This is a genomic window from Bdellovibrio sp. HCB274 (assembly GCF_047306075.1).
Taxonomy (GTDB): domain Bacteria; phylum Bdellovibrionota; class Bdellovibrionia; order Bdellovibrionales; family Bdellovibrionaceae; genus Bdellovibrio.
In genome coordinates, this window is record NZ_CP178623.1 from 2764218 (window position 1) to 2790655 (window position 26438).

Annotated in this window: 31 protein-coding genes; 10 read left to right on the forward strand and 21 right to left on the reverse strand. The window is 46.2% G+C overall.

Annotated features, from left to right (window positions below):
• Window positions 1-102 precede the first annotated feature (102 nt).
• Both ACLWNV_RS13385 and ACLWNV_RS13390 read left to right on the forward strand, forming a co-directional pair.
• Complete coding sequence (locus tag ACLWNV_RS13385) at window positions 103-969, forward strand: S1 family peptidase (RefSeq protein WP_413584948.1); 867 nt, start codon at window positions 103-105, stop codon at window positions 967-969.
• A gap of 139 nt (window positions 970-1108) precedes the next feature.
• Window positions 1109-1894: a hypothetical protein gene (locus tag ACLWNV_RS13390; RefSeq protein ID WP_413584949.1), complete on the forward strand. Its 786-nt coding sequence runs from the start codon at window positions 1109-1111 to the stop codon at window positions 1892-1894.
• A gap of 32 nt (window positions 1895-1926) precedes the next feature.
• Here ACLWNV_RS13390 and ACLWNV_RS13395 read toward each other — a convergent pair whose 3' ends face one another.
• From ACLWNV_RS13395 to ACLWNV_RS13420, 6 genes are all read right to left on the reverse strand, one after another.
• Window positions 1927-3396: a DUF1254 domain-containing protein gene (locus ACLWNV_RS13395; RefSeq protein WP_413584950.1), complete on the reverse strand. Its 1470-nt coding sequence runs from the start codon at window positions 3394-3396 to the stop codon at window positions 1927-1929.
• 108 nt (window positions 3397-3504) lie between these two features.
• Window positions 3505-4131 (reverse strand): hypothetical protein, encoded by a 627-nt coding sequence (locus tag ACLWNV_RS13400; RefSeq protein ID WP_413584951.1) that lies wholly within the window; start codon window positions 4129-4131, stop codon window positions 3505-3507.
• A 188-nt stretch (window positions 4132-4319) separates the two neighbouring features.
• Window positions 4320-5093, reverse strand: a complete 774-nt coding sequence (locus ACLWNV_RS13405; RefSeq protein ID WP_413584952.1) for a TatD family hydrolase — start codon at window positions 5091-5093, stop codon at window positions 4320-4322.
• Window positions 5094-5102: 9 nt separating this feature from the next.
• Entirely contained in the window at window positions 5103-6065 is a 963-nt protein-coding gene (locus ACLWNV_RS13410; protein WP_413584953.1) for an ATP-binding protein, read from the reverse strand.
• Between the two features lie 7 nt (window positions 6066-6072).
• Window positions 6073-6708: a dTMP kinase gene (gene tmk, locus ACLWNV_RS13415; RefSeq protein ID WP_413584954.1), complete on the reverse strand. Its 636-nt coding sequence runs from the start codon at window positions 6706-6708 to the stop codon at window positions 6073-6075.
• Between the two features lie 66 nt (window positions 6709-6774).
• On the reverse strand, window positions 6775-7245 hold the full coding sequence (locus ACLWNV_RS13420; RefSeq protein ID WP_413584955.1) for a hypothetical protein: 471 nt from the start codon (window positions 7243-7245) through the stop codon (window positions 6775-6777).
• Window positions 7246-7382: 137 nt separating this feature from the next.
• On the opposite strand from ACLWNV_RS13420, the gene secG reads away from it, so the two are divergent.
• The 3 genes from secG to ACLWNV_RS13435 all read left to right on the forward strand — a co-directional run bounded on the left by secG (window position 7383) and on the right by ACLWNV_RS13435 (window position 10236).
• Entirely contained in the window at window positions 7383-7766 is a 384-nt protein-coding gene (gene secG, locus ACLWNV_RS13425) for a preprotein translocase subunit SecG (RefSeq protein WP_413584956.1), read from the forward strand.
• 36 nt (window positions 7767-7802) lie between these two features.
• Entirely contained in the window at window positions 7803-8609 is an 807-nt protein-coding gene (locus tag ACLWNV_RS13430) for an AgmX/PglI C-terminal domain-containing protein (RefSeq protein ID WP_413584957.1), read from the forward strand.
• Between the two features lie 247 nt (window positions 8610-8856).
• Window positions 8857-10236 (forward strand): RICIN domain-containing protein, encoded by a 1380-nt coding sequence (locus ACLWNV_RS13435; RefSeq protein ID WP_413584958.1) that lies wholly within the window; start codon window positions 8857-8859, stop codon window positions 10234-10236.
• Window positions 10237-10289: 53 nt separating this feature from the next.
• Here ACLWNV_RS13435 and ACLWNV_RS13440 read toward each other — a convergent pair whose 3' ends face one another.
• The 6 genes from ACLWNV_RS13440 to ACLWNV_RS13465 all read right to left on the reverse strand — a co-directional run bounded on the left by ACLWNV_RS13440 (window position 10290) and on the right by ACLWNV_RS13465 (window position 13604).
• Window positions 10290-10964 (reverse strand): hypothetical protein, encoded by a 675-nt coding sequence (locus ACLWNV_RS13440; RefSeq protein WP_413584959.1) that lies wholly within the window; start codon window positions 10962-10964, stop codon window positions 10290-10292.
• Window positions 10965-10973: 9 nt separating this feature from the next.
• Window positions 10974-11756, reverse strand: coding sequence for a DUF4423 domain-containing protein (locus tag ACLWNV_RS13445; protein WP_413584960.1), 783 nt, complete (start codon window positions 11754-11756; stop codon window positions 10974-10976).
• A gap of 119 nt (window positions 11757-11875) precedes the next feature.
• Window positions 11876-12352, reverse strand: coding sequence for a DUF421 domain-containing protein (locus ACLWNV_RS13450; protein ID WP_413584961.1), 477 nt, complete (start codon window positions 12350-12352; stop codon window positions 11876-11878).
• 30 nt (window positions 12353-12382) lie between these two features.
• The gene (locus ACLWNV_RS13455; RefSeq protein WP_413584962.1) at window positions 12383-12913 is read right to left on the reverse strand and encodes a hemerythrin domain-containing protein; all 531 of its coding nucleotides are present in this window, start codon (window positions 12911-12913) and stop codon (window positions 12383-12385) included.
• Between the two features lie 153 nt (window positions 12914-13066).
• A complete protein-coding gene (locus ACLWNV_RS13460) occupies window positions 13067-13456 on the reverse strand; it encodes an isochorismatase family cysteine hydrolase (RefSeq protein WP_413584963.1) in 390 nt (129 codons plus the stop codon).
• Window positions 13449-13604, reverse strand: coding sequence for a hypothetical protein (locus ACLWNV_RS13465; protein ID WP_413584964.1), 156 nt, complete (start codon window positions 13602-13604; stop codon window positions 13449-13451). Before ACLWNV_RS13465 ends, ACLWNV_RS13460 begins: the two co-directional genes overlap by 8 nt.
• Before the next feature lie 136 nt (window positions 13605-13740).
• Between ACLWNV_RS13465 and ACLWNV_RS13470 the strand changes: the two genes are divergently transcribed.
• The gene (locus ACLWNV_RS13470; RefSeq protein ID WP_413584965.1) at window positions 13741-13992 is read left to right on the forward strand and encodes a hypothetical protein; all 252 of its coding nucleotides are present in this window, start codon (window positions 13741-13743) and stop codon (window positions 13990-13992) included.
• A gap of 45 nt (window positions 13993-14037) precedes the next feature.
• Here the strand turns inward: ACLWNV_RS13470 and ACLWNV_RS13475 are convergent, their stop codons facing one another.
• Window positions 14038-14196 carry a hypothetical protein gene (locus ACLWNV_RS13475; RefSeq protein WP_413584966.1) on the reverse strand — a complete coding sequence of 53 codons (159 nt, stop codon included), beginning with the start codon at window positions 14194-14196 and terminating at the stop codon, window positions 14038-14040.
• A gap of 265 nt (window positions 14197-14461) precedes the next feature.
• Here ACLWNV_RS13475 and ACLWNV_RS13480 point away from each other — a divergent pair, with 265 nt between their 5' ends.
• The 3 genes from ACLWNV_RS13480 (at window position 14462) to ACLWNV_RS13490 (ending at window position 16799) form a co-directional block, all read left to right on the forward strand.
• Window positions 14462-15211 (forward strand): hypothetical protein, encoded by a 750-nt coding sequence (locus ACLWNV_RS13480; RefSeq protein WP_413584967.1) that lies wholly within the window; start codon window positions 14462-14464, stop codon window positions 15209-15211.
• 149 nt (window positions 15212-15360) lie between these two features.
• On the forward strand, window positions 15361-16473 hold the full coding sequence (locus ACLWNV_RS13485) for a Gfo/Idh/MocA family protein (RefSeq protein ID WP_413584968.1): 1113 nt from the start codon (window positions 15361-15363) through the stop codon (window positions 16471-16473).
• Between the two features lie 11 nt (window positions 16474-16484).
• Window positions 16485-16799 carry a hypothetical protein gene (locus ACLWNV_RS13490; RefSeq protein ID WP_413584969.1) on the forward strand — a complete coding sequence of 105 codons (315 nt, stop codon included), beginning with the start codon at window positions 16485-16487 and terminating at the stop codon, window positions 16797-16799.
• Between the two features lie 18 nt (window positions 16800-16817).
• Here ACLWNV_RS13490 and ACLWNV_RS13495 read toward each other — a convergent pair whose 3' ends face one another.
• The 7 genes from ACLWNV_RS13495 to ACLWNV_RS13525 all read right to left on the reverse strand — a co-directional run bounded on the left by ACLWNV_RS13495 (window position 16818) and on the right by ACLWNV_RS13525 (window position 25156).
• Window positions 16818-17822 (reverse strand): transposase, encoded by a 1005-nt coding sequence (locus ACLWNV_RS13495; RefSeq protein WP_413584970.1) that lies wholly within the window; start codon window positions 17820-17822, stop codon window positions 16818-16820.
• The gene (locus ACLWNV_RS13500; protein ID WP_413584971.1) at window positions 17797-18486 is read right to left on the reverse strand and encodes a response regulator transcription factor; all 690 of its coding nucleotides are present in this window, start codon (window positions 18484-18486) and stop codon (window positions 17797-17799) included. Before ACLWNV_RS13500 ends, ACLWNV_RS13495 begins: the two co-directional genes overlap by 26 nt.
• A gap of 96 nt (window positions 18487-18582) precedes the next feature.
• Window positions 18583-18855: a helix-turn-helix domain-containing protein gene (locus ACLWNV_RS13505; RefSeq protein WP_413584972.1), complete on the reverse strand. Its 273-nt coding sequence runs from the start codon at window positions 18853-18855 to the stop codon at window positions 18583-18585.
• A gap of 182 nt (window positions 18856-19037) precedes the next feature.
• Window positions 19038-20114 carry a phosphatase domain-containing protein gene (locus ACLWNV_RS13510; protein ID WP_413584973.1) on the reverse strand — a complete coding sequence of 359 codons (1077 nt, stop codon included), beginning with the start codon at window positions 20112-20114 and terminating at the stop codon, window positions 19038-19040.
• A gap of 38 nt (window positions 20115-20152) precedes the next feature.
• Window positions 20153-21712, reverse strand: coding sequence for a penicillin-insensitive murein endopeptidase (locus ACLWNV_RS13515; protein ID WP_413584974.1), 1560 nt, complete (start codon window positions 21710-21712; stop codon window positions 20153-20155).
• 246 nt (window positions 21713-21958) lie between these two features.
• Entirely contained in the window at window positions 21959-24151 is a 2193-nt protein-coding gene (locus tag ACLWNV_RS13520; RefSeq protein ID WP_413584975.1) for a hypothetical protein, read from the reverse strand.
• A 156-nt stretch (window positions 24152-24307) separates the two neighbouring features.
• Window positions 24308-25156 (reverse strand): alpha/beta hydrolase, encoded by an 849-nt coding sequence (locus tag ACLWNV_RS13525; RefSeq protein WP_413584976.1) that lies wholly within the window; start codon window positions 25154-25156, stop codon window positions 24308-24310.
• A gap of 9 nt (window positions 25157-25165) precedes the next feature.
• Between ACLWNV_RS13525 and ACLWNV_RS13530 the strand changes: the two genes are divergently transcribed.
• Window positions 25166-26092, forward strand: coding sequence for a CorA family divalent cation transporter (locus ACLWNV_RS13530; protein WP_413584977.1), 927 nt, complete (start codon window positions 25166-25168; stop codon window positions 26090-26092).
• Here the strand turns inward: ACLWNV_RS13530 and ACLWNV_RS13535 are convergent.
• On the reverse strand, window positions 26089-26430 hold the full coding sequence (locus tag ACLWNV_RS13535; protein WP_413584978.1) for an ankyrin repeat domain-containing protein: 342 nt from the start codon (window positions 26428-26430) through the stop codon (window positions 26089-26091). The genes ACLWNV_RS13530 and ACLWNV_RS13535 overlap by 4 nt on opposite strands.
• Window positions 26431-26438 lie beyond the last annotated feature (8 nt).

Below are 26438 nucleotides of genomic sequence, written 5' to 3' on the forward strand. Positions count from 1 at the left end.
GCTTAAAACTCTTGCCCAAAGCAGCGCAAGAAACTTCATCGTAATCTGGCCGTATTTTAGAATTTAGTTGCCAAGCTTGCCGAGTTCGATAAAGACGGCACTATGAAAAACAAACTGCTTCTCGTCGCGTTGTCCATGGCTGCTTTGACTGCTTGTCAGGGCGAATCGATGACCTCTCTACAAGTACAACAAGACAGTGCCGTCATTAACGGCAGCAAAGTCACGGCACGCACAACAGCGGCTGCAAAAAGTTTGGTTTTCATTGAATTACTTGAAGCCAACGGCCGAGTTCGCACATTTTGTTCAGCCGCGCTGGTGGGCATGCGCACTGTACTGACTGCAGCTCACTGCTTTGATCCCAAACACGTCAAAAACTTTACCGGCTTTCAAGTCGTTTTCGCCAACCAAATCGGTGTTCGTAGCTCCGCCCTGATTCGTCGTGGACTGGTTTTTAAAAAACATCCTCAATACAACACCAACGGCGTTTACAACTATGACATAGCAATGGCAGTTTTTGAGGGCACTGCTCCCGCTGGATTTATTCCTGCAGTAATGGATTCCGACAAGCGTGCAAACTATGGTGGCAACACACTGTACGTTTATGGTTACGGCAGATCTCAGGACTATTCCGGTAAACCAGGTGAAAATCTGCGCCACTCGGTGGGCGTTCTTCACCGCGGGATCGTGCAAGTGCAAAACGACTACAATCAATTGGGCGATTTATATCTTCTAAAAACCAGCTCCACATCACACATCTGCCAGGGTGATTCCGGGGGCCCGCAATTTTACAGCCAAAATGGCGTCACTAAAATTGTCGGTGTGACTTCAGCGAACTTCGGAAAAGTTATGGAAAATGGACAGCACTCCTGCCGAGAGTACTCTCAGGCAGCCAAAGTTGCTCCGAATTACGCGTGGTTTAAAATTGAAGAGAAAAAAGCCCTTGCAGTAACTGCGCTGCCCAAGCGCTAAAGGAAATTGATCCAAACCACAGTGAAAGGTATCGAATTTTGATGCCTTTTAAGAGATACTGGAGGATTTTGGATAAACAGGCGATACCTATTTGTGTGAGGCGCTGATGCCTACAAGAAACACCAAATAGGAGTTCCGAATGAAAAACCTAATTATCACGTCCCTGATTCTAGTTGCTGGCACTTTGTTAAACTCTCAAGCACAAGCAGCGATGAAACCGCAACTGCAGTGCGAATTCACTTACTACATGCCAAACAGTGATGACATCACACTGCAAATCAAAGGCACCTCGAACAACTTTATCGAAAACAATCCGGTCGTAAAACTTTATGACGACCGCAACTCTGACTGGGGAAGTGTTTCACTCAGTGATGGAGGATCACAGAACCCCACTCTTCACATCGGCATCCTGCAATGGCGTCAGGATATCGTTATCGATCATGAACAGGATATTTCACTGCGCGGGGCTGAAGGAAATATGTTCGGGTTGAAATGTCATATCTACCGCATTCAGGATTTGAAAAACGGCTACAACAGTTTGCTAAGCCTGCCTGAACCAAAACCGTACTCGGCAATAAACTCTTCCAAGTCTGAAAACCACTGGTTTCTGGGAACGACATCATTCCCTTACGCTGATGTGTTCGAGCAAACTTACGAAGTCCGCGAAGACGGCGGCTTCGGCGTGACTGAGCACGACGTGGTCTTCAACACCAACTACGCAACGATTGTAGGCTACGAAGTCATCAGCAACTGGCACGACGGCACAAACGGCAAATGGAGCATTGACGAGCGCACCATCGGCGGCACCAGAGCTATCATCGAACTGCGCAGCAAACAGTTCCGCGGAATGAACTTCACTGTGAAAGTTTACTGGGTTCCAAACTTCAACTTCGCTCAAGACTGGAGATTCAACAATCCGTTCTAATAAAATAAAAAGGCCCCGTGAGGGGCCTTTTGCTATTGATTAAGTCCGATCTTTTGCGGCGAAGTTGGGAATTTCGCCGGTTCAAAATCCCCCGGCTTCCAGGTTCCGTTAAACGCAGGATCTGTCGGTCCATAGATCCTAAAATATGTAAACCAACCACGCCCTGGTACTGTCTGAATCCATAAGTTTTCTTTACCAGCCGGAGCCTTGGGACCAAAGTACAAAGTCACCTCTTTTGTTCCTACCGGAACGTCACGCAGTTCAAATAAAGAACGTAGTGCCGCTTTATTCTGAGCACTTTGCACCTGACTGCGAGTGTGCGCATCGTAAGCCGTGACGGACCAGAATAATTTCGCTGGTACTGGATAAGGAACTTTCAACTGATAGGATTTTCCACCGTCCAGATACGCTCCCTTATTATCGGTATGTCCTAACCAATATAGGGAACCTGCTCCCGGGCTGCGACTGAACATTGCCGGAGAAGATACTATTGCCTGTGCAAACCAACGGTCGCGCGCTTGAACATCCATTCCTTGAGGAGTCATAAAATAACCATTGTCTGACACGTAACTAGCCCACTCCCAGCGTCTGTCTTTCCAGGTGATTCTTTCAGGACGGGAATCAGCAAATGCAGCCACAATCATCTGTGCTTTCCCATCACGGGCAGCTCTTTCCAAAATTCCCTTCATCCGTGCATCCGGCTTAAACTCTTTACCTTTGGCTATGCCCAGACTTTCAAGAACCCCATACATCGCCACATACTCTGGATTGGCAGGTTCTTCTGAGATCACTTTGTGAAGGTTTTGCCAATACTTGATATTGTCTTCCCACGACAACAAAGAAACATCGACCTTGCGATCTGTGGCATCGACCATTTTCATTCGTTTGTCAGGATTATTCAGCGGGTAAATTTTAATATTGGGCAAAGCCTCCAGTGCCTTCTTCATGTCACCATCCGTCGGCAAGGATCGTATCGCTACCAGGTTTTTCATCGTCGCCGATCTTCCGACTTGATACCCTTTAGGAATTTCCCCTTTGTATCCCGGCGGTAAAATCAGATGCTTTCCGCCCTGTCCTTTATTGGGACCTGGAATACCGAAATCCAAAATCCATTTTTGATTGTGATCATTGACCAAACCAATATAGGAACCGGGCGGCACTTCAACCACCATGGGGCCATTGGAAAGATCAATGTTACCTCCACCATAAGGCGTGTCCGAATTCAGGGTTAAGCCCACATGATGAGGCTGGGCCGCCATAATGAACATGCTTTCGTTATCCACACTGCCCTGGGCGCGCGTACCTTGAAAAATGCCTTCCGCGGAAACCGTCGGAAAGAAGAAACGGTAGGCCGTCAACGCACGTTGATAGTCCTGATTGTCCTGCACTCCCTTCACGAGGGACGGATTCGGAAAACCATTTGATTGAATGACATTGGTTGAGGGTTTGGCGTTAGCAGAAACTGAAATTGCTAACGACAGCACAAGTATCGAAGTTTTCATCGCGGTGATTCCTTTTTTGGTTGGTTCGTCTTTATTTTAAACGATCAACCCTTCAGATCACGCAGCCTTCGAACTCATTGTGGAAAATCATGAAATCAATATGCTTCACTACCAGCCATAACTTAAACAAAACGTCAGACCAGTAAGATCAAATCGTGTCTGGCCGGCAAGTTGCGCGGATTCCTGGCGATAACTCATTTCAAAATTCAGAAGCTTCTTGCTCATACCAAAAAGCATTTCAACACCGACGGCGGCACTATAACCATATCCCGGCGATGTTTGATGAGTTTTAAGTGAGTTGACCGTGGTTGAAGTACTAAGACTGAGCTGGTTGTAGCTGACATAGCCTCCACCGCTCAGATAAAGATTTGTCCCAGAATCCCTGCGCGGAACCGGAAAGAACATTCCACCCAGTTCCCCTTGCCCGAAATAGAACGTATAAGGAGATAAAACTTTGTCAGTGCCATCCAAAAAATTCTGCTGACCTGACGAGCTTCCAAATCGGCCTCTGATATAACCGCGAAAGATGTCTCCACCGGCATCCCGAAAAAACTCGACGCCTACAGCTGGACTGCCTTTCGCCAAAGACTTGCCTTCATCGCCCGAAAACACCGTTTGAAACAAACCCATTTTTGTCGTGCGAAATTCTCCCGGACCGGAAGCTCTGGAAAAGCCCGGCACGATCGACACGATCGAAAAAAGAGTTAATAACAAGACGCCGCCGAACGTTCTCAAGTCTTACTGCTCCTTTGGGATGTTAAATAAAATTTCTTAACAATTTATCGGAGAGAAACTCGTCTTAAGAACAAGACCATCGTCCAATTCGCGGGCTCAATTCGCACATATGATGTATTGCTAAAGGCTTTGTAATCCAGCATCGCATCGAATGATGCGATTCCTACAGGACTGCATTCAGCAATCGATTACCAGGAAATTTTTGGGAACATTTTTAGAGCATTGGCCTTTGTCTGCTCAGCCAATTGTTCGACGGTCACACCTTTTAGGTCTGCCACGAATTTGGCAGTATGAACGACGTAAGCAGCGGTGTTCTTTTTTCCGCGCATCGGGATTGGCGCCAGGAAAGGAGCATCTGTTTCAACGTGAATGCGATCCAGAGGCAAGCCGCGAACTGTGTTGCGCAAGTCATCGGCGTTTTTGAAAGTCACAACACCGCTGATGGAAATATTGAATCCCAAATCCAATGCTTCTTTCGCCAACCACGAAGTTCCCGTGAAACAATGAATAATCCCTGTCACTTCGCCTTTGAATTCCTTCAAAATATTGATCGTGTCTTCTTCAGCGTCGCGCGTGTGAATTTCAACCGGCAAACCGGTTTGCTTGGCAATTTCAAGCTGCGCACGGAAAGCGTGTTGCTGTTCTTCACGTGGTGACTGGTCGTAATAATAATCCAGCCCGATTTCCCCGATCGCAACAACTGCGGGATCGTTGGCATTGGCCAGAATAAATTTACCGACTTCTTCAGTATAGGTTTTGCCGTCATGGGGATGAATTCCCAAGGTGCAATACACATCAGGAGCATACTTATGCGCCAAATCCAAAACCAAGGGCAGATCATTCAGTTCGGTGCCGATCGTGATGATTTTTCGAACGCCGGCGGCCTTTGCATTTTGTATTGCGGCTTCGACGCCCTCTTCGAGCATATTCAGATGGCAGTGAACATCAATCCATTCAGTCATGGTCTTATTCTACACTATATCCTGGCTGGTGATGAAGTATTCTTCCATCACCAACTGAGAATCTCTGTTGGCACCCAAAGCCTGTTCAGACTGCAGGGCTTTTTGAATCAATACGAGCAGTTTTTCGCGGGTCTGTTCGGCCAAAGTCTTAATCAACTCGGCCTGATCCAGATTCGCAATTTGGGATTTGGCACCCTCTTGGTAAACAATGGCATCGCGGAAATAGCCCACCCAATAGGACAACAATCTTTGTCCCTGTTGACGGTCTTTGAATTCCGCACGCCACATTTCGTTCAGCAAAAAATCTTTGTCTTTCATAAAGACTTTCAAAATCTCGACGGATTTTTCGCGAAGCTCCAGTTCGGGGCCATCCTGCAGTTGCGCCAGTTTTTCAAAACTGCCGCCCGCAGATTTCAAAGCCCAGGTCGGTGCCTTCACGCGCTTACCCAGATCTTCCATCGTCAGCGGTTTAAACTGCACGATGCGGGAACGGGAGCGGATGGTTGGCATAATGCCCGCCACACTTGGTGCAATTAAAAAGAAGAACGTGCCATCCGGCGGTTCTTCCAAAGTTTTAAGCAGGGAATTTGCCGCCTGCTGATTCAGAAGCTGCGCCTGATCAATAATAATCACGCGATTTCCACCCAGGCTTTTTAAACTTAAGAATTCCAGAATTTCTTTGGCTTGTTCGATTTTGATGTTGGCACCTGAAGGCGCAATGATACGCAAACCTTCATGGGAATGACCCGCCTGAGCCACCCGGAAACAGGAAGGACAACGACCACAACCGCGCGGGCTTTGCGGGCACATCAATGCCTGCGCCAAACCAATCGCCGTCTGTTTTTTACCGATACCGGAAGGACCGACAAAAAGAAAAGTCTGGCCTGGCTTCCCTGCTTCGAAGGAATCCACCATCTTTTTTATGACCTCTTGGTGTCCTAGGACAAAATCCAACAGCCTTGCCACTTCCACTTGTTCCTTACTTCAAAATCTTTTTATCAGTCAGTGCCGAAATCAATTGCTCGAACAACACTGCTGGAGTTTCCTTGGCATTCAGAACCAACCACGCTGACGGATCAGCTTTGGCCTGAGCCAGAAAACTTTGGCGAACTTTTTCATGGAAAGAGTCCGCTTCGGATTCAATACGATCTTCAGATTCACCGTTTTGTTCGCCACGCCCTTGACGGCGTTTGCGGGACTCCTCAACCGGCAGATCCAATAATACGGTCAGATGCGCTTTCAAGCCACCCGTCGCAAAATTATTTAACATCACGACTTCATTTTCAGAAATCTCGCGCCCACCACTTTGAAAAGCGATGGAGCTTGCCGCAAAACGATCGCACAAAACCCAGGAGCCTTTTTCTAGCTGAGGACGGATCACCTGATCCACGTGTTGGGAGCGACTGGCTTCATACAAAAGCAATTCCGTGCGTGCGGTGGGAGCAGGTCCCTCTTTACGCAAAATCATGTGACGGATTTCATCTCCCAAAGGAGTGCCACCCGGTTCACGAGTCATGTATGTGGGAATTCCACGTTTTTGCAGCTCTGTCTCCAGAGCCTTCATCAGTGAGCTTTTGCCAGAGCCATCAAGGCCCTCAAATACCAGAAAAGACATGCCTAGTTTTGTCAGTCATTCGCAGAGCCGGGTCAACAAAAGGACTTACAACAAGGGGCGGCAAGTCTATTTTTGAACAACCCACTCCCCGCTGGAGTCTTTGCGTAAATTCAGGACAGCGAAAGGGTATTTCATCGTTTCGCCCGGAATGCCGGTTTCTTTGGAAATCAACTGAATGGCGTTAGCAAAATTAAAGCGGTTCACAGCTTCGGGGGATACAGTGGAGGCCACCATTAAAAGTTTTTTGCGGGCGTCCGGCGTGTAGGACTTGATGTAAACCGTCGCGGTGCCAAAGCTTTCGCCGTTCATCTTGATTTCATCAGCGGAAAACTCTGAGTACTTGACCATGAAACTGATATAGGCGTTTTTAAAGGACTCTGACTGATTCAAATGCCCCTTGGATTCCTCGATAATTGTGCTTTTAAATTGAGCAGCCGCCGCATTTTCAGCCGCCTTTTTCATCGCCTTTTCGTTGGAAGTACAGGCTGCCAAAAATCCCAGGGATAATAACATCAGTGTCTTTGTCAGAGTTTTCATAACTTCTAGTCTAGATGGGTTCGCTTTAAAGACAACCCACACAACTCACTGCGTTAATTCACAACCCGGGAACCAGTTTTGGGTGGACGAAGGGTCTCCTTTGTCCCTATATTGTGGGACTTTGGGAGATACTTGAAATGACTACTTTTGTTGGAATTATCCATATCATCGTTGCCCTTGTTTTGATCGTTCTTGTTTTGATCCAAGATTCAAAAAGTAACGGCGCTTTGGGCATGGGCGGAAGCTCCGGTTCAAACAGCTTGTTGGGTGCTACAGGTGCTCAATCCCTTGCTGGTAAAATGACTGTATGGGCTGCGGTTATTTTCGCAGTAACTTGCCTGGCTTTATCTGTTTTCACTTCTTCTACTCATAGCAAATCCGTAGTTGATTCTTTGCCAGCGGCAGCTCCTGTTCAAACTGCTCCGCCAGCCCCTGTTGATGCTACTACCGCGCCAGCAGCAGCAACGACAGCTCCTGTGGAAGCTGCCCCTGCAGCAAGCCCAACAGCTCCTGCAAAATAAGCTGCCATCTTTTAACTTCTTCGCTATAGTTTCTCTATGGCGAAGAAGAACAGCTTGTTGATTCCATCTCTTATCGGTCTTGGTGTATTGAGTGTTGCACTCTCCCTCCTTGTCTCCAATTTCACTGAAAAACAAAAAGTTTCAATTCGCCCCCTGGCACGTGTTGATCTGAACATGGGCACCGTTTTCGTTCTTCGTAAAAACATGACTCAAAAAGAAAACCTGACTCGCACGGCTTCATTATACCCTTTGGATTCTGTTGAGACTGGCCCCGATGGCGATGCCACGATGACTTTTGATTCTGCCTATCGTATTCGTGTTCAGGAAAATTCCCTGATCACATTGGACGAGGAGTATGGTCGCCAAGTGATTTTGATCAAACGCGGAGACGTGCAGATGGAAACCGCGGGACGTGATGGCTCTGTGATGATTTCCCGGGATGGCGTTCGTTGGACTGCCAATGATTACGAAGCCAATTATCGCAAGCAGGCAGCCAGCGGGAATTTACCCGACGTTGCACCTTCCACCGAAGGTTTTGCCGGATCGAAGTCTGCGGGAGAAGGTCTAACCTCTGAATTTATTCAAGAGACCCTGCGCACCCATAGAAATTCATTTTTTAAATGCTACACACAGTTGCTGCAAAAAACTCCGGGCGTGGTGGGCCAGGCTTCTGTAGGCTTTACTATTGAGCGCAGTGGAAAAGTCAGCAATCCGACTGTTACTAACTCGACCATCAGCGATGTCGCGTTTAAAAAGTGTCTGACCGAGGCTATACGCCGAGTGGATTTCAAAAGTTTTTCCGGCGATCCGATCTCGACGGTATTCCCTCTTAAATTCGAGTAACAAAGACCTGGGATAATTATTAAATCATTCTAGATTTGATACTACTCCAATATTCTGTTCCGGAATTTCCCGGAAAAATATCGCTTCAAATTTGTTCTAATAGAGCTGAACTTACGAACCCATTTTAATTGAATCTGATAGCAGAATTTCGGACACATCCCAATTCAAGGCGATGTCCAAAAAATCCGACGTCTTCTAATATTAATCCGAGCTCCAATCATTGGCACGGACTCATTAGGGGGATCAATTGTCGAATTCAAAAACCATTAAAGCATCATGGCGTCGGCCCGGAACCAATACTTTGTTCTTTGGTTTTTTTCTTTATTCCAGCCTCGGGTACGCCCAGGTTGCAGGAACTGACTACCGCATTATTACCTCATGCGGATCAGGCACTAATGTGCTGGCCGTTGCCAACAGCAGCACTTCCAGAAATGCGCCGATCGTACTTGCGACACGTAATACTGCAAGCACGGCACAGATCTTTAAATTTGGTTCCAATAGACAAGGTTTTGTCCTGACGGCAAAACACAGCTCCAAAGTCATGGCTGTTTCCGGCGGCTCTACTTCAGAAGGCGCCCGGATCGTTCAGGCTAATGTTTCAGGTTCCTCAAGCCAGATATTCAGTGTCTCCAGAACTTCAGATGGATTTTATCTTCTACAAAACGTAAACAGTCGAAAATATGTCAGTCTCGTCAGCCAGACTGCTAACAGTGGTACCGAGGTGATGCAAACCCGAAGTAGTTCCAGTTGTGCGCAAAAGTTTAAACTGGAAGTAGCAAAAGTGGAGACAACGCCGACTCCAACACCTTCGCCATCACCGTCACCAACGGTGAGCCCTTCTCCATCTCCTTCGCCGACGGTTAGTCCGTCACCGTCTCCAACAGTATCTCCTTCACCGTCCCCTGGCGCTTATATCACTTTGGATAAGCTGTTCTCGGATATGACTACGCCAAGTGAAGCTATCCCTATAAAACCAGTCTATGAGTGGCAACTCGAACCAAAGATAACCATGGTAGCACCACGTGGTGATGCGATCCCAAGCTGGTTCCCATACAACAAACCAACGTGGCTGTATGATGCAATCTCGTGGTTCGTTTTACAGGAAGCCGACGGCAACAAAGCAGTTAACACTCGGGTGGAAATCTCGGGCTTAAGAATGTACTTCCTATCCGAATCTACACGTAAATGGGTTCGAATGGATTATGCGGCAGCTCCCTATACCGAAACCTGGCAGTATCCATTTGATATTGCTTCACCGTCAGGAAATGCAGGCAACCTGCTGCGCCCGGTTTATCCAAAATTTTACCATGGCTATGGAAAGACCGTTGCCATCAACCCTCAAGATGTCAGAGCGACTTTCATAGCCGTGGATTTTAGACTTGTAGTCATTGATCCGAACAAGGCCGACGACCGCGCCGTAGCTAAATACGTTGTCGACGTGGGTGGCGACTATTGGCCTGGAAACGGTGCGGGCCATGGCAGCTGGCCTTACGCACCAGGGATGGGTAACAGCCGATTCCTTCTGGCAACACCAGAATGGAAGACTTCCGCACTGATTGTTCCAAACACGATGGTTGGGGCAAGTATGCAGGAGTTACGAAACAATCCGCCACCATTGGGCAAATAGCACGAAGCATTTGCTCGAAAAAAAAGCCACTGATCTTTTCAGTGGCTTTTTTATTAATTGGGCAAGGGCATGGGTCTTAGGAAAACTTTCTCTTTAATCCGCTGATATCTCTGCGGAGAAATTTCCTGTATCCGATTGGATAAAAGCAAGGCATTGAAATAGCGAATCTTCTCGGAAGAATTCGTGTCAGGATTGACTGACAAAGCATAGTTATAAAGAACCTCATGAATAATCAAAGCGGCTTGATCTTTGGGAAACATATTGTCCCAGATTCTTTTGGCGATAAAATAACGACTGTCCTCTTCGAACAGGGGCTCATGCTGAAGTGCCAGCTGTTTAAGTTCACAACCACGCTCAATGAAGCCAATTCCTGTGTCATTTACGGATAATAATTCACTCTGAGTCAGCAAAGCCTCATTCCAAAATCCATCAACCAATCGTTGCAAAATCAATTCAAGTTCCGGATCCAGGCTTTTTAAACGACGGATGATTGTCTTGGCCATCAAGGTCTGAGAACTGCAGGCTGAATTCGGATTAGAACAGACTGGATTTGATTGAACGGTTGGATACACCGGTGTCATGCCATATCGGGCTTGCGCTTCGTAAGCATCATACATGATAGGCGAACCCGGACAAATCACAGCATTGCCGCCATTACCAAATTCAGTGGAGCGTCCCCAGGTAAGTGGTGCCAAAAACAATACCGCTAAAAACACTAAGCTCTTCATAAATATTCCCTACGTTGTGCTGGAGATCAAAGTCGCTGGCACGATTTGCACGCAGACGTTGTATACTTCAGTTTTTTCGCCCTCTTCCAAAAGTTCACTGACTTCGCTGCGAAACTTTCTGGCCAACAGTTTAGCTTTGTAAAGCTGCCGTGGATTGGTTGGAATGATAATCGACGTAATATCACGCAACTCCACAGCATCTGAATCCAAAGACTGCAATGACTTTTTAATCAGCTGACGCTGGAAATTTCTAAGTGCCGAAGAGGGTATATCGTGAGTGGAAGTCAGATGCTTGTGCGTCGGATGCAATTGTCCGTTGCGTTCTTCGACCAATCCCACTTCCTTTAAGCTCTTCAGCGATTGCGTCGCCGTGGACACAGCCAATCCCAGACGCTCCGCAATCCATGCCGGGTCATTTTTAAAGGAAACCGTCTCGATCAAATTCAGAATTGCAAAGTGATGCCAATCCGGCAGAAAAGTGTACTTCTCTTCGCTAAGCTGGTGGGGTGAACGTTCATCTTTTCTTTCATGCAGGTACTTACCCACCAGAAATTCAAATCGTTCCGCATTTTCAGCAGACAACCCCAATGTCGCGATAATCCTTTTTCTTAAAATTTTTCCCGGAAGGTCATAACCTGAAAGAATCGAGGATATACGACCTGGTGAAGTCTTAAGATCGCGAGCAAACGCTCGCAGTGAATACTTGGAATTCTTGGCACGTCGGGCATTTAAAATGCCCGTTAGGAACTCCGCTACCTCAATGTATTTCGCACCGTCTTTGGTCTTTGACATGGGAATATATGTACTACGGTTTAGTAAAACGTCAAATCTAATGCGAGAGAGAATCGGCTTGTTCCTTTTTTTGGAAATTTTTTGAAACATGCTCCGCGAGATTCGGATTTTTTAAGATCTTAAGCCTGTTTTTCACCGGCCTTAATTACTGTTATTTTGCCATTGGTTTCGAGGGTGGCGTAATCCACCTCTTTCATGTCGTGAATGCCGTGCTCCCGCAGAGATGACGCGATCTCATCCAGCGTTATGAATTCTTTTTTGCAAACGTTCAGATCAACGACACCTTTGGAGATAATGAGCCGCGGCTCACCATCCAAGACTTTCTCGAGGCGTTTGAACTTGTAGCTTAGAATATCTAAAAAAAAGTTTCCTACTACGAACGTAGCCACACAAATCAGACCGGCCGCGAGGGAGTTATCTCCCCCGGTTATGCCGGCACTGACGGATTCACTGATAATCAAAAGAAGAACCAAATCAAACGGACCCATTTCGCCAATTTGCTTTTTTCCCATGAAGCGAAGCAGAGTAAAAACCGCAGCGTAAACAATAAGGGCTCTTAAAACATACTCCCACCATGGATTGGCCAAGGTCCACATAAGCGATCCTTTCTAAAACATACACCCTGGCTAGTGAACGCTGGATTTGCCGTCTCCCATCTTGGACTCGTGCGGAGTTTCCTCCCCGCCTCTCTCAAGAAGTTTAACTTTTAAATCCAGGAACAGTGAACCCAAGCGTTCACGATCGGCACTTTCGGATTCTTTTCGAAACTCAGGCAGAAGTTCCTCTTCCTCTTCTTCGATGTGATGCTCTACCAGTTCAGCCAAAACTTTGACTCTGGCACCCCAAAGATCCGGATCCTCGGTTCGCATGATTTCCTCAACCAGTTGATCTGCCAGGGTGTGCTCCACGTCACCTTCAAATCCCAGCTCACGAAGATCTTCATTGCCTTTCATAAAGACATATAGACTTTGTTCCTCGGGCTTGGAGTGCGCAATAAGAAGTGGTGCGAATTCCGCGAATGCGTCTGCCCTTTCATCAAGATCCTTTTCGGTGTTTTTCATGATTTTGATCAATTGTTTTAGGGGCTCATGATCTTTAAGAATCATATCGACGATGTCATTTTCTGATTTCGAGGGGCGGATTTCTTCATGCTTCATGGCGTGCTCCTTTATGATGACGCCAGAATGCCACAACCACTTCCATTGCGAAGATCCAAGCTAAAGATTTTGCGATTAATCAGACTAAAAACTGGGCCTTTGATCCCAAAAATGAAGAATCAATCCATAATTCAGAAGTGCTTGCAATTGAAATTACAATCTTCCCGTAGACGAAGAAGTTTTGACGGACAAAACAGATTTCATTTGTGACAGGGCGAAATTATTTTCTTTGAAAGTATTAGAAGCCACACAATCCTGCGGAACCCAAATTTCATAATCCAGCATATGGGCATCGTTCGCGGTGAACCAGACACAGATATTTCCCGCAATCCCGGTGATAATAAGACGTTTCACTTTAAGTTCGTCCAAAAGAATTTGCAGACTCGTATAGTAAAAGCCTGAATGACGGGGCTTAAGAACGAAATAGTCTGACTTTTCGGGCCTCAGCATCGTCGCAATCTTTGCTCCTGGACATTCGGGTTGAGCACAGATTTCATACACCGATTTCCAGTCTTCTTTCCAATGTCCAAAGTTATCATTCACGTAAAATGATCGGAATCCGCTTGGCTTGCGCTCTTTTTTTTAGCCTTTGAATGTTTGCAGCAACTGGCACTGCCGATCGCAACAACGGCGCAGGGTTTGGAAAATCAAAGGTGTTCATCATATCCACGATCAGCAAAGCGGTTTTCATAAACTTTATTTTATTCCGCCCCTGCGTTCAGACAAGTATCCTTAAAAGATACATGCTCTAAATAGCGTGTTAAGAGTCATTTTGTTTTAAAGACCAGACTCATTAATAATCTAAAAACTTAAGAGAGGTCCAAACTATGAAATTCATTTTATCTTTTCTCATTCTAATTGCACCGTTCGCTACAGCTGTCGCGCAACACCCAATTCATGGCGATGAATATGGAGCTGAACATGCAAAACCGGATCAGAAAGAACCCATGGATACACCGCAAAGAAAAATCGACAAAGAACTGAAACGCAAAGGTCACGGACCAAAGAGTCCAGAAAAAATGTCGACTGATAAAAAAGAAACAACAGAATTTAACAAGATAAACAAAGAGGCCCCGTAAAGGGCCCCTTGTACAAGGAAGTAGTCTTTGATGACTAAGACAAAGCTACTTATTGGAATCTTTTCGTTTGGAGCCAGACGCGCTCTTTTCACTTCCCGAACGATTTGTCGATGAAGCTTTTTGATTGCGGTTTGACTCTTTCTCATCGTTGGAAGTTGAGCTGGATTTTTGTCCCATGTTTTGACGACCACTATTGGTAGGCATATAAACTCCTTTGCAGTACGCGGATCTTATTCACCACGTTGACCAACTCCTTTTTGAACCCATTCCCGGGAAAACGGAAAACTATTTCGGTCTTCCTGTGAAAACTCAAATTCAAGACTGTACCAATCGTCAGAACTTCAACCAGATCTTATGGAGAATTCTTATACTTTTTTAACTGGTCGGTTCTTTGCCTGCACCTTATCTTCAACCTGATTAAACCAAATCATCATGCCAATGACGGCGTGAAAACCATAGGAGCATTAGGATGGCAAACAGAAGCACTTCTTCCGGCAATCGTGGCAGTCAAGGTCGGCGTCAATCAGAAAGTAACCGCAGCAGTGGTGGCTCTCGTTCACAAGAAAGATCTCAACGTGGTTATGAAGGCAGCGGCTACCGCGATTACAATGAAGACGATTCTTCACGCAGCCAGTACGGTTCAGACAGAAATCAATATGGTTCAGACAGAAGCCAATACGGCTCTGAAAGAAATCAATATGGTTCAGAACGCGGCTATGGTTCTGAAGGTGGTTACGGTTCCGAGCGTAACTATGGCTCCCAACGCGGCGGCTACGGTTCTGAACAAGGTTATGGCTCCACTTACGGATCTAACTACGGATCAAGTTATGGATCTGATCAGGATCGTGATTATCAAAGAGGTCAAGGTCGCTCTCAGGGTGGGCGTTCTCAAGGTGGATACCAAGGTGGAGGCTATCAAGGCGGTTATCAACAAAACCGGGGCGAGTATGACCGCTATCAAGGCGCTTCTCGTTATGAAGATTCAAATCGTCAGGAAGAGCGCGGCTACGGTCGTGGCATGCGTGGTTCTTCCCAAGGCAATGAGGGCCAAGACTGGTATCAGGATGAAGACATGGATTTTGACGAGGGAATGAACGACAACTACCGCATGAGCAATCAAGATTTTGACGAGGATAGCGATTCCAACGAAAACTACGGTCGCAGCAACCGTTCCGGTCGCCAAAACATGGGAAGAAATTCCCGTCAGCAATACCGCTAGTATTTTGACAAATCCTATTTGTAAACTTGGATTTTTCAGTCAGCGGTTTTATCAATGAAAAGAACATAATTTGTCTTTTCTATGAAAGAACGAACTTCATGTTCGTTCTTTCGTTTTTTAATCACTTAACACTTTAGAAGAGGATCTCGATGGCTCAAAAGAAAATTCGCTATGCAGTAGTCGGTCTGGGAAATATTGCGCAAGTCGCAGTACTACCCGCTTTTAAGAATGCAAAAAAGAACTCTGAATTAGTCGCACTGGTTTCTGGTGACGATGAAAAGCTTCAAACACTTGGCAAAGAGTACGGCATCACAAACCTGTATAACTATCGAGACTATGACAAGTGTCTGCAAAGCGGCCTGATTGATGCCGTTTATATTTGTACACCGAACGTGCACCATCGCGCTTTTGCCGAAGAGGCCGCAGCCCATGGCATACATGTGCTTACGGAAAAACCAATGGCCGTCACCGTCCCTGACTGCATGGGCATGATTCGCGCAGCGGAAGAAAATGATGTTAAACTGATGGTCGCTTATCGCTTGCATTTTGATCCTGCAAATCTGGCGGCGATTAAAACTGCTCAAAGTGGTAAAATCGGTGACGTTAGAATCTTCAATTCCACCTTCACCTTCCAAATAACAGATCAGGACAATATTCGACTTAAATACGATATGGGTGGCGGGCCTTTATTTGATATTGGCATTTATTGCATCAATGCCGCCCGCTATATTTTCCAGGACGAGCCGGTGGAAGTTATGGCAATGGCACTCAGCAATCCCCGCGATCCGCGCTTTACCGAGGTTGAAGAGATGGCTTCCGTGACATTGCGATATCGCGGAGCGCGCATCGCCAACTTCGTCATCAGCTATGGCACTGATGCCTCGGCATCATATTGTGTGATTGGCACCAAGGGCTGTCTGGATCTAGAAAGTGCTTACGAGTACACCGAAGAAATGACACTAACCACAACCATCAAGGACAAAGACACTGTTCGCACTTTTAAAAAGCACGATCAGTTCGGTCCTGAGATTGAGTACTTCTCGAACTGCATTCTTAAAAACATCACACCGGAACCTTCGGGTATTGAGGGACTGAACGACATAAAAATTCTGGAGGCGATCTTCGAATCCGCCCGCACTAAACGCATGGTTAAGCTGGACATAGCCCGTCGCGATCAGCAGCCTTCCATGAGCCAGGCGCGTAGAATGCCAGCGCCCAGACGCACTGAAGCCATTAATGCCCCTAGCCCACACGAGACATAGGAGATAAACAAATGACGAAACGAACATCGGCAAAAAAAACTGCAACTTCATCGCGACGAAAAGCAGACACTGAAAATCTTAAGCAGGCGGCTGAAAAAAACTTTCCCCGTACACAGGGGCAAAGAAATCAATTTCAGGACGCTAGCATGAGCGAAAAAGAATTCGGAGATGAGGATTATGACTATGAATCAAGAGAAAGACATAGCGGCCGTCGGTACCCACCGGAGCCGGAGTACTATAACAGCCCCAATAGAGGTTATGACGATTTATATCCCAAACGTCCCAGCAGAAATCGTCCCAACTCCCGTAATGAAGTGAGTAGATAAAAAATAGATCCCTGAAGCTTACAAACTGGCCCCCCACTGTGTGGCGGCCAGCCTCTTATTATGCGCCAATGCATAAAGGGCAATATGCCCGGCGAGCTCACTGGGCCTCTTTGTTGTACACCAAGTTTTTCTAATTAATCGGTTAATGTTTGCCCGCAACATCGCAAAAGTATGATTCAAAGAAAATATAGGATCCCAGTGAAGTTTTTTTAATTCACCTTGGCCCACCACAGCTCCCCGCCCTCCCAGGACCATTTCATGTTTGGAATTTGGAAAAAATCTTTTTACAACCGCTGGGTAAGAAGGATTTGAATCAGAGCGAATCCGCGCATTGGAATGTACGAGCTCAGTCATTTCCTGAAACAATTTATTTCTGGCTATCGGTCGATGATCGGCTCGAGGTCCGTATTTCTTTCGTGAATAATGGGCTATATGCCCCTTCGCTGGCATTTGTGCGACCTCGAATCCTAGAATTCTCCTTGTCTTATACTCCACCATTAAAGTTACTGACAGAGGTTTGCACTTGGTGTGCTCAAAGGTCTCAAGATCGTCGAATTCCACTTCAGTGCATTTTTGAAATTTCTGATTCCAGGATCGTAGTTCCTGTTTTGCAGTAGAAGCAGAAAAACGAAATTTTCTGACAACAGTTTTTCGATTAATTTTAAGCACTCGAGCAATTTCTCGTTGGCTCATTAAACCATTTAGCAGGTCCTTGATGGGCGTATTGAGATGTCTTTTCTTTTGCCCTTTTGAAGAACTGGTAGTAGCTGCGGAAAAGCTTTTTCCACATCGAAAGCACCAGAATCTTTTCAGATGCTGGCCGTCAGACTTTCGATAGTAAGTTCCTATCTTGCGAATTGTCCGAGCGGCGTTCTTGGGATCTCTTTGGTGATGGCAATAAGGGCATTTGAGTTTCATTCCCAAGTAACATTGCAAACTGTAGACCGCAAAATATCCCTGAAAATAAAACACACCAAAAGGGGGCAGTTTTTGAAGCTTAGACTTCAGGGAGTCTTTTATCATCGATATGAAGTTTATAACCGATACCGCGGATGGTGCGAATCGAAACGGCTCCTTCTTTGGCTTCAATCTTGTCGCGCAGGCGGCAAATTAAGACATCCACGATATTGGTGCCTGGAATAAAATTGTAACCGCATATATCCCTTAAAATATGTTCCTTGCTGATGATTTTTTCCGGATTCGAAAGCAACAAATCCAACAGCGTAAACTCCCTTTCAAGAATATCCAACTGTTTGTCTCCCCGCTTTAATGTACGTCGTAGCCGATCCAGTTTTAAATCGCCCACGCATAACACGGTGGAAACACACTGAGATCGCAACAGTTTTTTTACGCGTATCTGAACCTCACTTAAAGCAAATGGTTTTGATACGTAATCGTCAGCGCCCGCCAACAGACCTTTTATCCTCTCTTCTGTGGTTTCCAAGCCGCTTAGAATCACAATAGGTATATCCGCATTCAACATGCGCATCCGTTTCACCAGCTCAAGGCCATTAACCAAAGGCAAAAGGACATCTGCAATAACAAATTCATACTTCCGTGAACGGAACTTCTGCAAACCCTCTAGCCCGTCAGAAGCCCACTCACCTTCAAAGCCTTCTGACATCAACCCTGACAAAATAATTTTCGCTATTTCAGGATCGTCTTCTACTAACAAGTACTTTCGCATTTCATCCCGCTCTCTTGTGCAGATTTAGGTAAAGCAATCCCCTCCGATCCACAAAGGATCGGTGCCTATTCTTAGTTGTTGACTGGTTATTATGTTTTAGGAGTGCAGACCCTTTTTCCTGGGCCAGGCTCTGGAAGCTTTCTCTTGAGCTTCCTCGATGGCATCCTTCAGATATGCCTGACGCATTTCTTCTTCGGATACGTTGTATACTTCACACATTCTTTTTAGTACTGGAATGGGAGGACGGCTGGCGCCCGTCTCTAAGCTTGAAATAAATTGAGACTTTGCGAAACCTAGCTGCTCTCCTGCTTCTTTCTGAGTCAGAGCCTTTTCCAATCTTTTTTCTTTAATAAACTTATTTAGAAACATAAACAGACTTTCCCAGGTGTTTCTTATGACTCTATAGCGACATATTTCGGTCACCTTAAATTATTCAGCTCCCAAAAGAAACTCTTAATCCGAACCTTTCGGACTCTTCACGAATGTGCAGTTCATTCGCTTGATAAATAAGGGAGCATTTACAGTGTATAAGCTACATCACGGCGATTGTCTTAGCGATAGTCATGAAGATAATCGATGCGATCAGGAATCCAAGGCTCGTGCAAACCTTCCATCTCATAAACTCGGCCGTCAACGACCGTTTTTTCTTTCAACGGAGCGACCTTTGGAGTGTAAGAAGGATACAGCAATCCTTTTTCAATGAAGAAAGCCCGCGCAGCTTCAAAAGCGGCCTGCCCGATGACTCCACGACGAATAAATTCGTCGAAGCTTTTCATCAGTTCTTCCGGAGTGTAGCTGTAATTATAGATCATATCCTGGATCACGGCGTACACGCCTTCCAGATTCAAACGACCGTCCTGAAACATATCCATGGAAACCTGGAACGTGTTGTAAGTTGCCAGAGTTCTGCGCCCGAATTTCAGGTAGTAATCCGGGTCCGTGTCGGTCGCAAGATTGATATAGATTTTCTCGACGGGATCATTTTCCGGAATCTGCGCCTGCAGTTCCAAAATAGTATCCACCTGTTCGCCCGTGACATTCAGTTTTTCAAGAGTAGTGCGAATGTCATGGGGTCCCAGACGACGTGAACAGATATCTGAATACAGATTATAGATGATCGCATCCGTTTCACTGTCATCCCCCCAGCAGATCTGACGGACGTTTTCAGCCAAACGAGTCCGAAGCTGCATCAGAGCTTGCAGTTTAAATCCTACTTGTTTAGTCAAGCGCCAGAAACGGCCCGGGCGAAGATTTGCCAGATTGTCTTTATAGAAACAACCAAAAGGTCGAATATTATCCAAGGCGAATTTTTCAGAAATTCTTTCCTCCATCTGCGGCGGTGAGGCCGTGATGAAATAAATTGGAAAGTACATGTAACCCTTTTGGGCTTTGCGATACTCTGACAAACACTGCAGCAAGGTGTTGGTCCCAGGAACGTTCTTTTTATTCAACGCTCTTTCCAGCACGGTTGTCAGCAAACCTGAAAGTGAATCGATGGTCGTATCAAGATAGGTTTTATCCAGGTCCCACAAAAAGACTTCATCGTGAGATTTCTCCATGCCCTCCGAGACATATCGAAAAAACACAACGTCACCATTCATTTCACTTAATTCACGCCAGTCTGCCATTCCCATATTTTGGCAAGGAAGGCAGACCTTGGCAAGTCCTAGCAACCAGTGCCTGGTGCTGGCTCCGCCATTTGGCGACAGCGCACCTGGCTTTTTGAACACTTGATACGCAAGTGAAAGTGATTATAGTGATTGACCTCAGATACCAGACGACGCAGGACCTCTTTGCCCTGAGCTGTATTCGCTTCACCCTGACTTTGAGCATAGGAGCACATGGATTTTTTCAAAGTTGGATGGATAAAGATGCGATCCACGAACTTGGAACTGACTGTGTACTTAAATAGTTTCCACTGTTGGGAAATCATCCACTCCCCAATAGGTTTACCACCTTTTAGTGCCGAGGAGAACCCGGCAAGGTTTTTATCGGCTTTATAGTAGTAAGCGATATCCGCATCCAAGCCCGTCTTATGAGACTTATGCTGACCCAGCGTACCGCCGTTCTTTCTGGAGATATCACCAACGCGCAACTTGTGGTCCGGTGCAATCGCGCGAGTGTACTTACCCATGCGGGCCATTAGGTACGCCATCTCGATAGTTCCGAAGTGAGTCATGCGGGATGGACGAAGAATATTCAAGTTCGTTTCTGGATATGCTTTTTGATATCCCAGAATATCTGTGGCCTTTTCCAGGAACCCGGAATTCACCGGACCCACCGCCTGATCAAGCTTCGCTAAAAGATCAAACTTAGGCGGTGTTGGGGATTCCGGCAATTTGCCGTCATCTTTTTTCTTATCGTCGTCTTTATCGTCATCCTTGCCGTCATCTTTTTTATCTTCTTTTTTCGGCTCTTCTTTATCTGGAGGATCTTTTTTTGCATCTTCTTTCTTTGGTGGCTCCTGCTTTTTCGGAGGAACTTGCTTTGGCTCCTCTTTCTTAGGAGGATCCTGCTGCTTAGGCGTCTCTTTTTTCGGAGCATCCTTTTTAGGTTCTTCTTTTTTCGGCTCGTCCTTAGGAGAATCCTTTTTTGGAGTTTCTTCTTTTGGAGTCGTCGGTTTTGCTTTTGGTTTTACATCCAAAACTTTTTCAATATCGTTCTCCACGTCGCCAACGTACTGACCCATTCCTTCCGGAACGTCCATTTCGCCATGTTCGATTTCTTCATCATCTTCATCAGCAAAATTGTCATCACCATGGGACTCGTGTCCTTCATGACCCATTTCCGGTGAAGCTGATTCCTGCGGCGAATCCGGCATATCCAAAGTTGCCTCTACGGATTCCACCTGGTGATGATAGATACGATCTTCGTACGCGATATAGATATCAATAAAGTTTGTCGTACAGTCACTGCCCTCACCCAGGCACGTAGCCTTTGCAGCCACCTGCAGATCAGCCACACCCACAGAACCCACGGGCTTCATCACAGCAAAACCCTGATCGTCCGCCGTACCCTGTAACTGAACTTCCAATGGAATAACTTTGCGGGAGTCTACCGTCGTTAACTGCATTTTGCCCTGCAAAGTGACCTTTGCGGTGGCTTTATCGAATTGAACTTCCATTCCCTGAATCTGGGTGGAACCTTCGATCACTTCATAGGCCCCGGCCTGACGCACTTGAGGGCTATCTGGAGCCTTCGCCGTATCTTGGACCATTGAAGGCATGTTGTTCCCGCGAGGGGCACACCCTGTAACGATAAGACCTAATATAAGTAGAGATGAAAGTATTCTTCCCATAGCTGAGCCTATAGGTGCACGAACCATGCTCTGGGAAATAGGCCTCAACTGGAATACAGGCTATTTGCTCTGTCTAGAAGTTATACAGGGGACCAAATTCGCGGAATTTCCGGGCAAAAAAAACCGATCCTTTTTGGGGATCGGTCTTTTGGAATTTACTCTGTATTTTTCAGCTTAGAATGCAGTCACAGTTTCGCAACCAAGAGCATCGATTCTTTTCTTAACCAATGTCGCCCAGTTGTTTGTGTATTCGTTCACCAATTGGGACTTCATGCGACCCAAAGTGGACTGGTAAGCACCCACGCCACGAGCGGCTTGCATACCACGGCACATTTGAACCATGTCCTGATCTTCAGAACGGTTGTCATAAACGTAGTTGTTGATCATTTGGCAGAAGGATTCGATTGCTGCCAAGTGGTCTACTGCAGAAACCCAACGGTTCCATACGTCTTGAGTTTCACGGCAAGTATCAGCGTACAATTGAGTGTTTTTCACCAACAAAGATGGAACCAAAGTTTCAAGGTTGTTAGCGGCAGCACGGTCACGAGCCAAAATCTTAGGGTTCAATTTTGGACCCTGGTAAGTCTGGATGAATTGACCAGCTTCAGTCATACGGAACGCACGGTCTTGCAACGTTGCCAAACCAGCTTTGAATTTAGATACAGCAGCTCTATGCAAGCCGGAAGTGTAATCAAACCATGCCATTACTGGAGAGTTGATACCCAAAGTGCGAGTCTCGAAAAGACCTCTTCTTAGGCGAGCCATTTCCGCGTCGATTTCAGACTGGCTGAAAGAGTTCGCGTATTTTCTCAAATTGTCCAAAGAGTTCGTGATACGAGCAGCTTGAGCTTGTTTTTCAGCCAATACCGCAAGACGAGCCTGGATTTGGTTGTACTCTGGAGATTTTCTCAATTCACCATCAAGATCTTTTTGCGCCTGCTTCATGATGTCGCGAGCAGCGATTGCAGACTTGTCCATTGCTTCAAGCAAGTACTTTGTCGTAGCTGCACAGTTCGCAGGGTTTGAACGAGCTGCAATTTTTTGCAGGTTCTGAACATACAATGCACCAGAGCTTTTCAAAGTGTTTGTGATCGGAGTGGCTTTGTAACCAGTCGCTACCAATGAGTAGTTTACGCTGCCCAAAAGTTGCGCCACATAAGAAGAGCTGTCTTGAGCCGTCGCCGCAAGATTCACACCCAACTCACAGATCATCGCTTCAGCCGTCGTGCTTTGAACGAAAGTTTTATCCAACTCAGACTGTGCAGAAGCCGCCGCCAAAGTCGTGTTCAACTCAAGAGAAGCCTGGCTAAGAGCGTTCTTACGAACCATCAAAGCGTTAGTGTCTCTGGAAACACCGGAAAGTTTCATGGAGTAGTTACGGGCAACGTTCATCTCTTTGGAGATTTTCGCGATTTGCTCGTCACGGTTTTTAGTCAGGAAACGGTATTTTTGCTCAAGACGGATGTATTGGCATGTGTTTTCCAAAACTGCACGGCGAACCAACGGGTCCTGGATCTTCGTGGAATTTTCGTTCACGATTTTTTCCATGCTGCCAATAGCGCTGGTCAATACCTGACCACCCACGATGAATGGGATCGCGGCAGTTCCGCCAGTCATTGATGCTGCCATCAAGGCATACGGAGTCAAACCGTTGATCATGTCATTGATTGCCAAAGCAATTTGACCACCGTTCATTTGCTCACGGCAGGATTTGTTCATCAAATCAGTGCTGGAGAAAGAAGCTGCCAAAGTGCTTGCTGCACGGATAGCAACGTCCACGTTCGCTACGATTTCAGGAACTTTATCTTTAGGAATTTCTTCCTGAGAGTTCAGGTAAGGTTGGATTTTTGCAATCGCGTCTGTGATTTTTTGGTTGTTATCAACCACAGCTTTTTGATTGATCTGGTTGCCTGCGCATGAAGGAGAGCTCACCGCTTGGTTCAACGCGTTTACTGCAGAAAGAATCTCTGCATAGTTTTGACCGTCAGAGTTCGTAAACAAGTTACATTTGAACTCTTCAGCCACACCAGTGGAATCTTTAACGATAACTGGAAGACCCACGCCGCCTACACCATTGTTACCTTGAACCGGTGGAACAACCTGGCCTGGTTGAGTTGGTGTCGCTGGAACTGTTGGCAAACCTGAACCTGGAGTCCCTGGAACTGGATTGATTGAGATTGGAGGTGGAACTGCGCCTTGTTGGCCACCGATACGAGGTTGAGTTGGAAACAATTCATCCACAGAAGTTGTAGAGGATTGTGTAATATCGATCGGAAACAGGCTTGTGTTAAAAATAGCAGGTGCGGCAAAAGCCCCCTGACATTGAATCGCAGTGATCACTGCTAAACCTATCTTACCCCACTTCATAGGAACTCCTTATGGATTTCGCATCCGAAAAGATTCGAGCACTTCCCCATGTGTGCATACAGGATGCCAGGGTTCAGGCACTCTGTATTGAATCTCAAGGCTGCGAGTTTGAAGGCTTTTTAGAGTGGTTGGTAAAAAGAATCAAACCTTAATTTACTATTGCAAATAATTGAGAAATTTTTGACGGACCTCACGATTGTTAACCTCAAAGAGATCACCGTGATGGCCATTGGGGACAATCCATAATTGCTTGGGATCACGCGCCGCTGCGAACATCTCCTCAGAACTTACCGGTTCGATAATAGGATCGTCCGTGCCGTGAATAAAGAGCATGGGGATGGGGGAAATTCGGTCGATGGGCTCCGGAGAGTGAGCATCGCTTAAAACGGCATATGTCAGAGGTTGCATCCACCAAGTCCACCAGGATCGAGATAACACCCTTCTCCCCATCTTTTTATATGAGGAAAAGCTCCCATCTACGACCACATTGCGAATCGGCTGCTGGTCTTTGATTTTGATGGCGGTTTGCATCGCAATGATGCCACCCAGGCTTTGACCGTAAATTATTAAAGGCCGTTGATCCTTGTTTTCGCGAATCCACGCGGCCGCGGCAATCCCCGCCTCCACCGTGTTTTCCGGCGTTGGCGCACCGGGACTTTCACCATAACCCGGGTAATCAAAAATCAGGTAATTATAACCCTCTTTGGGCAGCCAATAGAACATCATGAAGTGCGAGCTGATATTTTGGGCATTTCCATGAAAGAACAAAACGGTGCCTTTGCTGTCTTTTTGTGAACTTGCAAAGTACCACCCGTGAATTTCATTCCCAGAGGCAGTTTTAAAACGCACGTCTTCGTATTTTAAATTCAATCGCGCCGGATCGTAATACTTAAAATCTGTAGGATAATAAAATACAGACTGACAGGCCGTAAGCGAAGCCAACAACGTCCCATGCAACGCAATGAAAATTAGAATTTTAAAGCACTTGGAGCGTAACTTCGCCATACTGAAATCATGAAACGTTTTGAACATCAATGGCAAGACTTTAAGTGGATTGATATTGAAGACCCCAAGAAGGAGAACTTCGTGGACCTGGCGGAGGAGTTTGAAATTCCTTTTCAGACTTTAGCGACGTGCATGGATCCAGAGCATCTTCCTCACGTGGAGTATCTTGATCATTCAACCATGGTGATTTTACGCCACTTTGATATTCAGGCACGGGCCGGCGCCGGGTCCATTCAGGAACTGTCGACCAAGCTGGTGATTTTCTTTTCCAAAAAATACGTTCTGACTTTGCATCGCAAACCCTTGCCTTGCATCGAGGATAAAAAAGAAAAAGTGAATTTCGAACAACTGACCATGGCGCAGCTTTTAAGCCGCCTGTTTTTGAAAACCATGGAAAGTTTCGAACCTCCGCAGGATGAGCTGACCAAAAAGATGGACGCCATCGAGGGCCGCATCTATGCCCTGCGCAGAAAGAATATTCTGCGCGAAGGTTATCTGATCAAACGCCGCGCTTCGGGATTCAAAAAAATCTTTAAATTCACGGATGCAGTTTTATCGAATCTGCAGCAGCACGAAAAAATTTCGAAAGTGAATTACGACTACCTTCGCGACCCGCTTTCGATTTTGATTTTTGACTGCGACAACATTGTCGAGGAAATCAACGGTCTTTTAAATCTTCATCTGGCGCTGATGTCGCAAAAAACCAATGAAGCTTCATTTAAGACCAATGAAATCATGCGCATCCTGACTGTGGTGTCGATCTTTTTCCTGCCGTTGAATTTCCTGGCGGGGCTTTACGGAATGAACTTTAAGCACATGCCGGAACTGGATCACTATAACGGTTACTATGTTGTCCTGGGAGTGATGGCGTTGATTGCCCTGGGAATTCTAACATGGGTGTGGCGCAAAGGCTGGCTTAGCAAGGACGACTTCTAACGACGCCCTTTAAGATAAATACGAATTCTTTCAAACAATGTTGGCGCTCCCACCATATTTGAAAGAATGCGGATTAATTCCTGACGGTTGAATAGCTTCGCCGCCTGCATCGGCGTCATATTATCAAACTCTGAAGTCAGATTAGGATCCGCACCGTTTTCCAATAGGAACAACGCGATCTCGGTGTGATTGCCGATGATACTGGCTACAAGCGCTGTCGACATGATTTCCGGATGTTGATAGTTCGGGTTCACTCCGTTTTTGATATGATACCGAACCAGCTCCAGATTTCCTGCGACGGCTGCGCCGTACATTTCTTTCCAATCACCTGCTGACATTCACTTCC

Bases quoted from the DNA above. Each gene is read 5' to 3' on its own strand.
- ACLWNV_RS13385 (WP_413584948.1), top strand. From the start codon at position 103: ATGAAAAACAAACTGCTTCTCGTCGCGTTGTCCATGGCTGCTTTGACT.
- ACLWNV_RS13390 (WP_413584949.1), top strand. From the start codon at position 1,109: ATGAAAAACCTAATTATCACGTCCCTGATTCTAGTTGCTGGCACTTTG.
- ACLWNV_RS13395 (WP_413584950.1), bottom strand. From the start codon at position 3,396: ATGAAAACTTCGATACTTGTGCTGTCGTTAGCAATTTCAGTTTCTGCT.
- ACLWNV_RS13405 (WP_413584952.1), bottom strand. From the start codon at position 5,093: ATGACTGAATGGATTGATGTTCACTGCCATCTGAATATGCTCGAAGAG.
- tmk (WP_413584954.1), bottom strand. From the start codon at position 6,708: ATGTCTTTTCTGGTATTTGAGGGCCTTGATGGCTCTGGCAAAAGCTCA.
- ACLWNV_RS13420 (WP_413584955.1), bottom strand. From the start codon at position 7,245: ATGAAAACTCTGACAAAGACACTGATGTTATTATCCCTGGGATTTTTG.
- secG (WP_413584956.1), top strand. From the start codon at position 7,383: ATGACTACTTTTGTTGGAATTATCCATATCATCGTTGCCCTTGTTTTG.
- ACLWNV_RS13430 (WP_413584957.1), top strand. From the start codon at position 7,803: ATGGCGAAGAAGAACAGCTTGTTGATTCCATCTCTTATCGGTCTTGGT.
- ACLWNV_RS13440 (WP_413584959.1), bottom strand. From the start codon at position 10,964: ATGAAGAGCTTAGTGTTTTTAGCGGTATTGTTTTTGGCACCACTTACC.
- ACLWNV_RS13445 (WP_413584960.1), bottom strand. From the start codon at position 11,756: ATGTCAAAGACCAAAGACGGTGCGAAATACATTGAGGTAGCGGAGTTC.
- ACLWNV_RS13450 (WP_413584961.1), bottom strand. From the start codon at position 12,352: ATGTGGACCTTGGCCAATCCATGGTGGGAGTATGTTTTAAGAGCCCTT.
- ACLWNV_RS13455 (WP_413584962.1), bottom strand. From the start codon at position 12,913: ATGAAGCATGAAGAAATCCGCCCCTCGAAATCAGAAAATGACATCGTC.
- ACLWNV_RS13465 (WP_413584964.1), bottom strand. From the start codon at position 13,604: ATGAAAACCGCTTTGCTGATCGTGGATATGATGAACACCTTTGATTTT.
- ACLWNV_RS13470 (WP_413584965.1), top strand. From the start codon at position 13,741: ATGAAATTCATTTTATCTTTTCTCATTCTAATTGCACCGTTCGCTACA.
- ACLWNV_RS13475 (WP_413584966.1), bottom strand. From the start codon at position 14,196: ATGCCTACCAATAGTGGTCGTCAAAACATGGGACAAAAATCCAGCTCA.
- ACLWNV_RS13480 (WP_413584967.1), top strand. From the start codon at position 14,462: ATGGCAAACAGAAGCACTTCTTCCGGCAATCGTGGCAGTCAAGGTCGG.
- ACLWNV_RS13485 (WP_413584968.1), top strand. From the start codon at position 15,361: ATGGCTCAAAAGAAAATTCGCTATGCAGTAGTCGGTCTGGGAAATATT.
- ACLWNV_RS13490 (WP_413584969.1), top strand. From the start codon at position 16,485: ATGACGAAACGAACATCGGCAAAAAAAACTGCAACTTCATCGCGACGA.
- ACLWNV_RS13495 (WP_413584970.1), bottom strand. From the start codon at position 17,822: ATGATAAAAGACTCCCTGAAGTCTAAGCTTCAAAAACTGCCCCCTTTT.
- ACLWNV_RS13500 (WP_413584971.1), bottom strand. From the start codon at position 18,486: ATGCGAAAGTACTTGTTAGTAGAAGACGATCCTGAAATAGCGAAAATT.
- ACLWNV_RS13505 (WP_413584972.1), bottom strand. From the start codon at position 18,855: ATGTTTCTAAATAAGTTTATTAAAGAAAAAAGATTGGAAAAGGCTCTG.
- ACLWNV_RS13510 (WP_413584973.1), bottom strand. From the start codon at position 20,114: ATGGCAGACTGGCGTGAATTAAGTGAAATGAATGGTGACGTTGTGTTT.
- ACLWNV_RS13515 (WP_413584974.1), bottom strand. From the start codon at position 21,712: ATGCCTTCAATGGTCCAAGATACGGCGAAGGCTCCAGATAGCCCTCAA.
- ACLWNV_RS13520 (WP_413584975.1), bottom strand. From the start codon at position 24,151: ATGAAGTGGGGTAAGATAGGTTTAGCAGTGATCACTGCGATTCAATGT.
- ACLWNV_RS13525 (WP_413584976.1), bottom strand. From the start codon at position 25,156: ATGGCGAAGTTACGCTCCAAGTGCTTTAAAATTCTAATTTTCATTGCG.
- ACLWNV_RS13530 (WP_413584977.1), top strand. From the start codon at position 25,166: ATGAAACGTTTTGAACATCAATGGCAAGACTTTAAGTGGATTGATATT.
- ACLWNV_RS13535 (WP_413584978.1), bottom strand. From the start codon at position 26,430: ATGTCAGCAGGTGATTGGAAAGAAATGTACGGCGCAGCCGTCGCAGGA.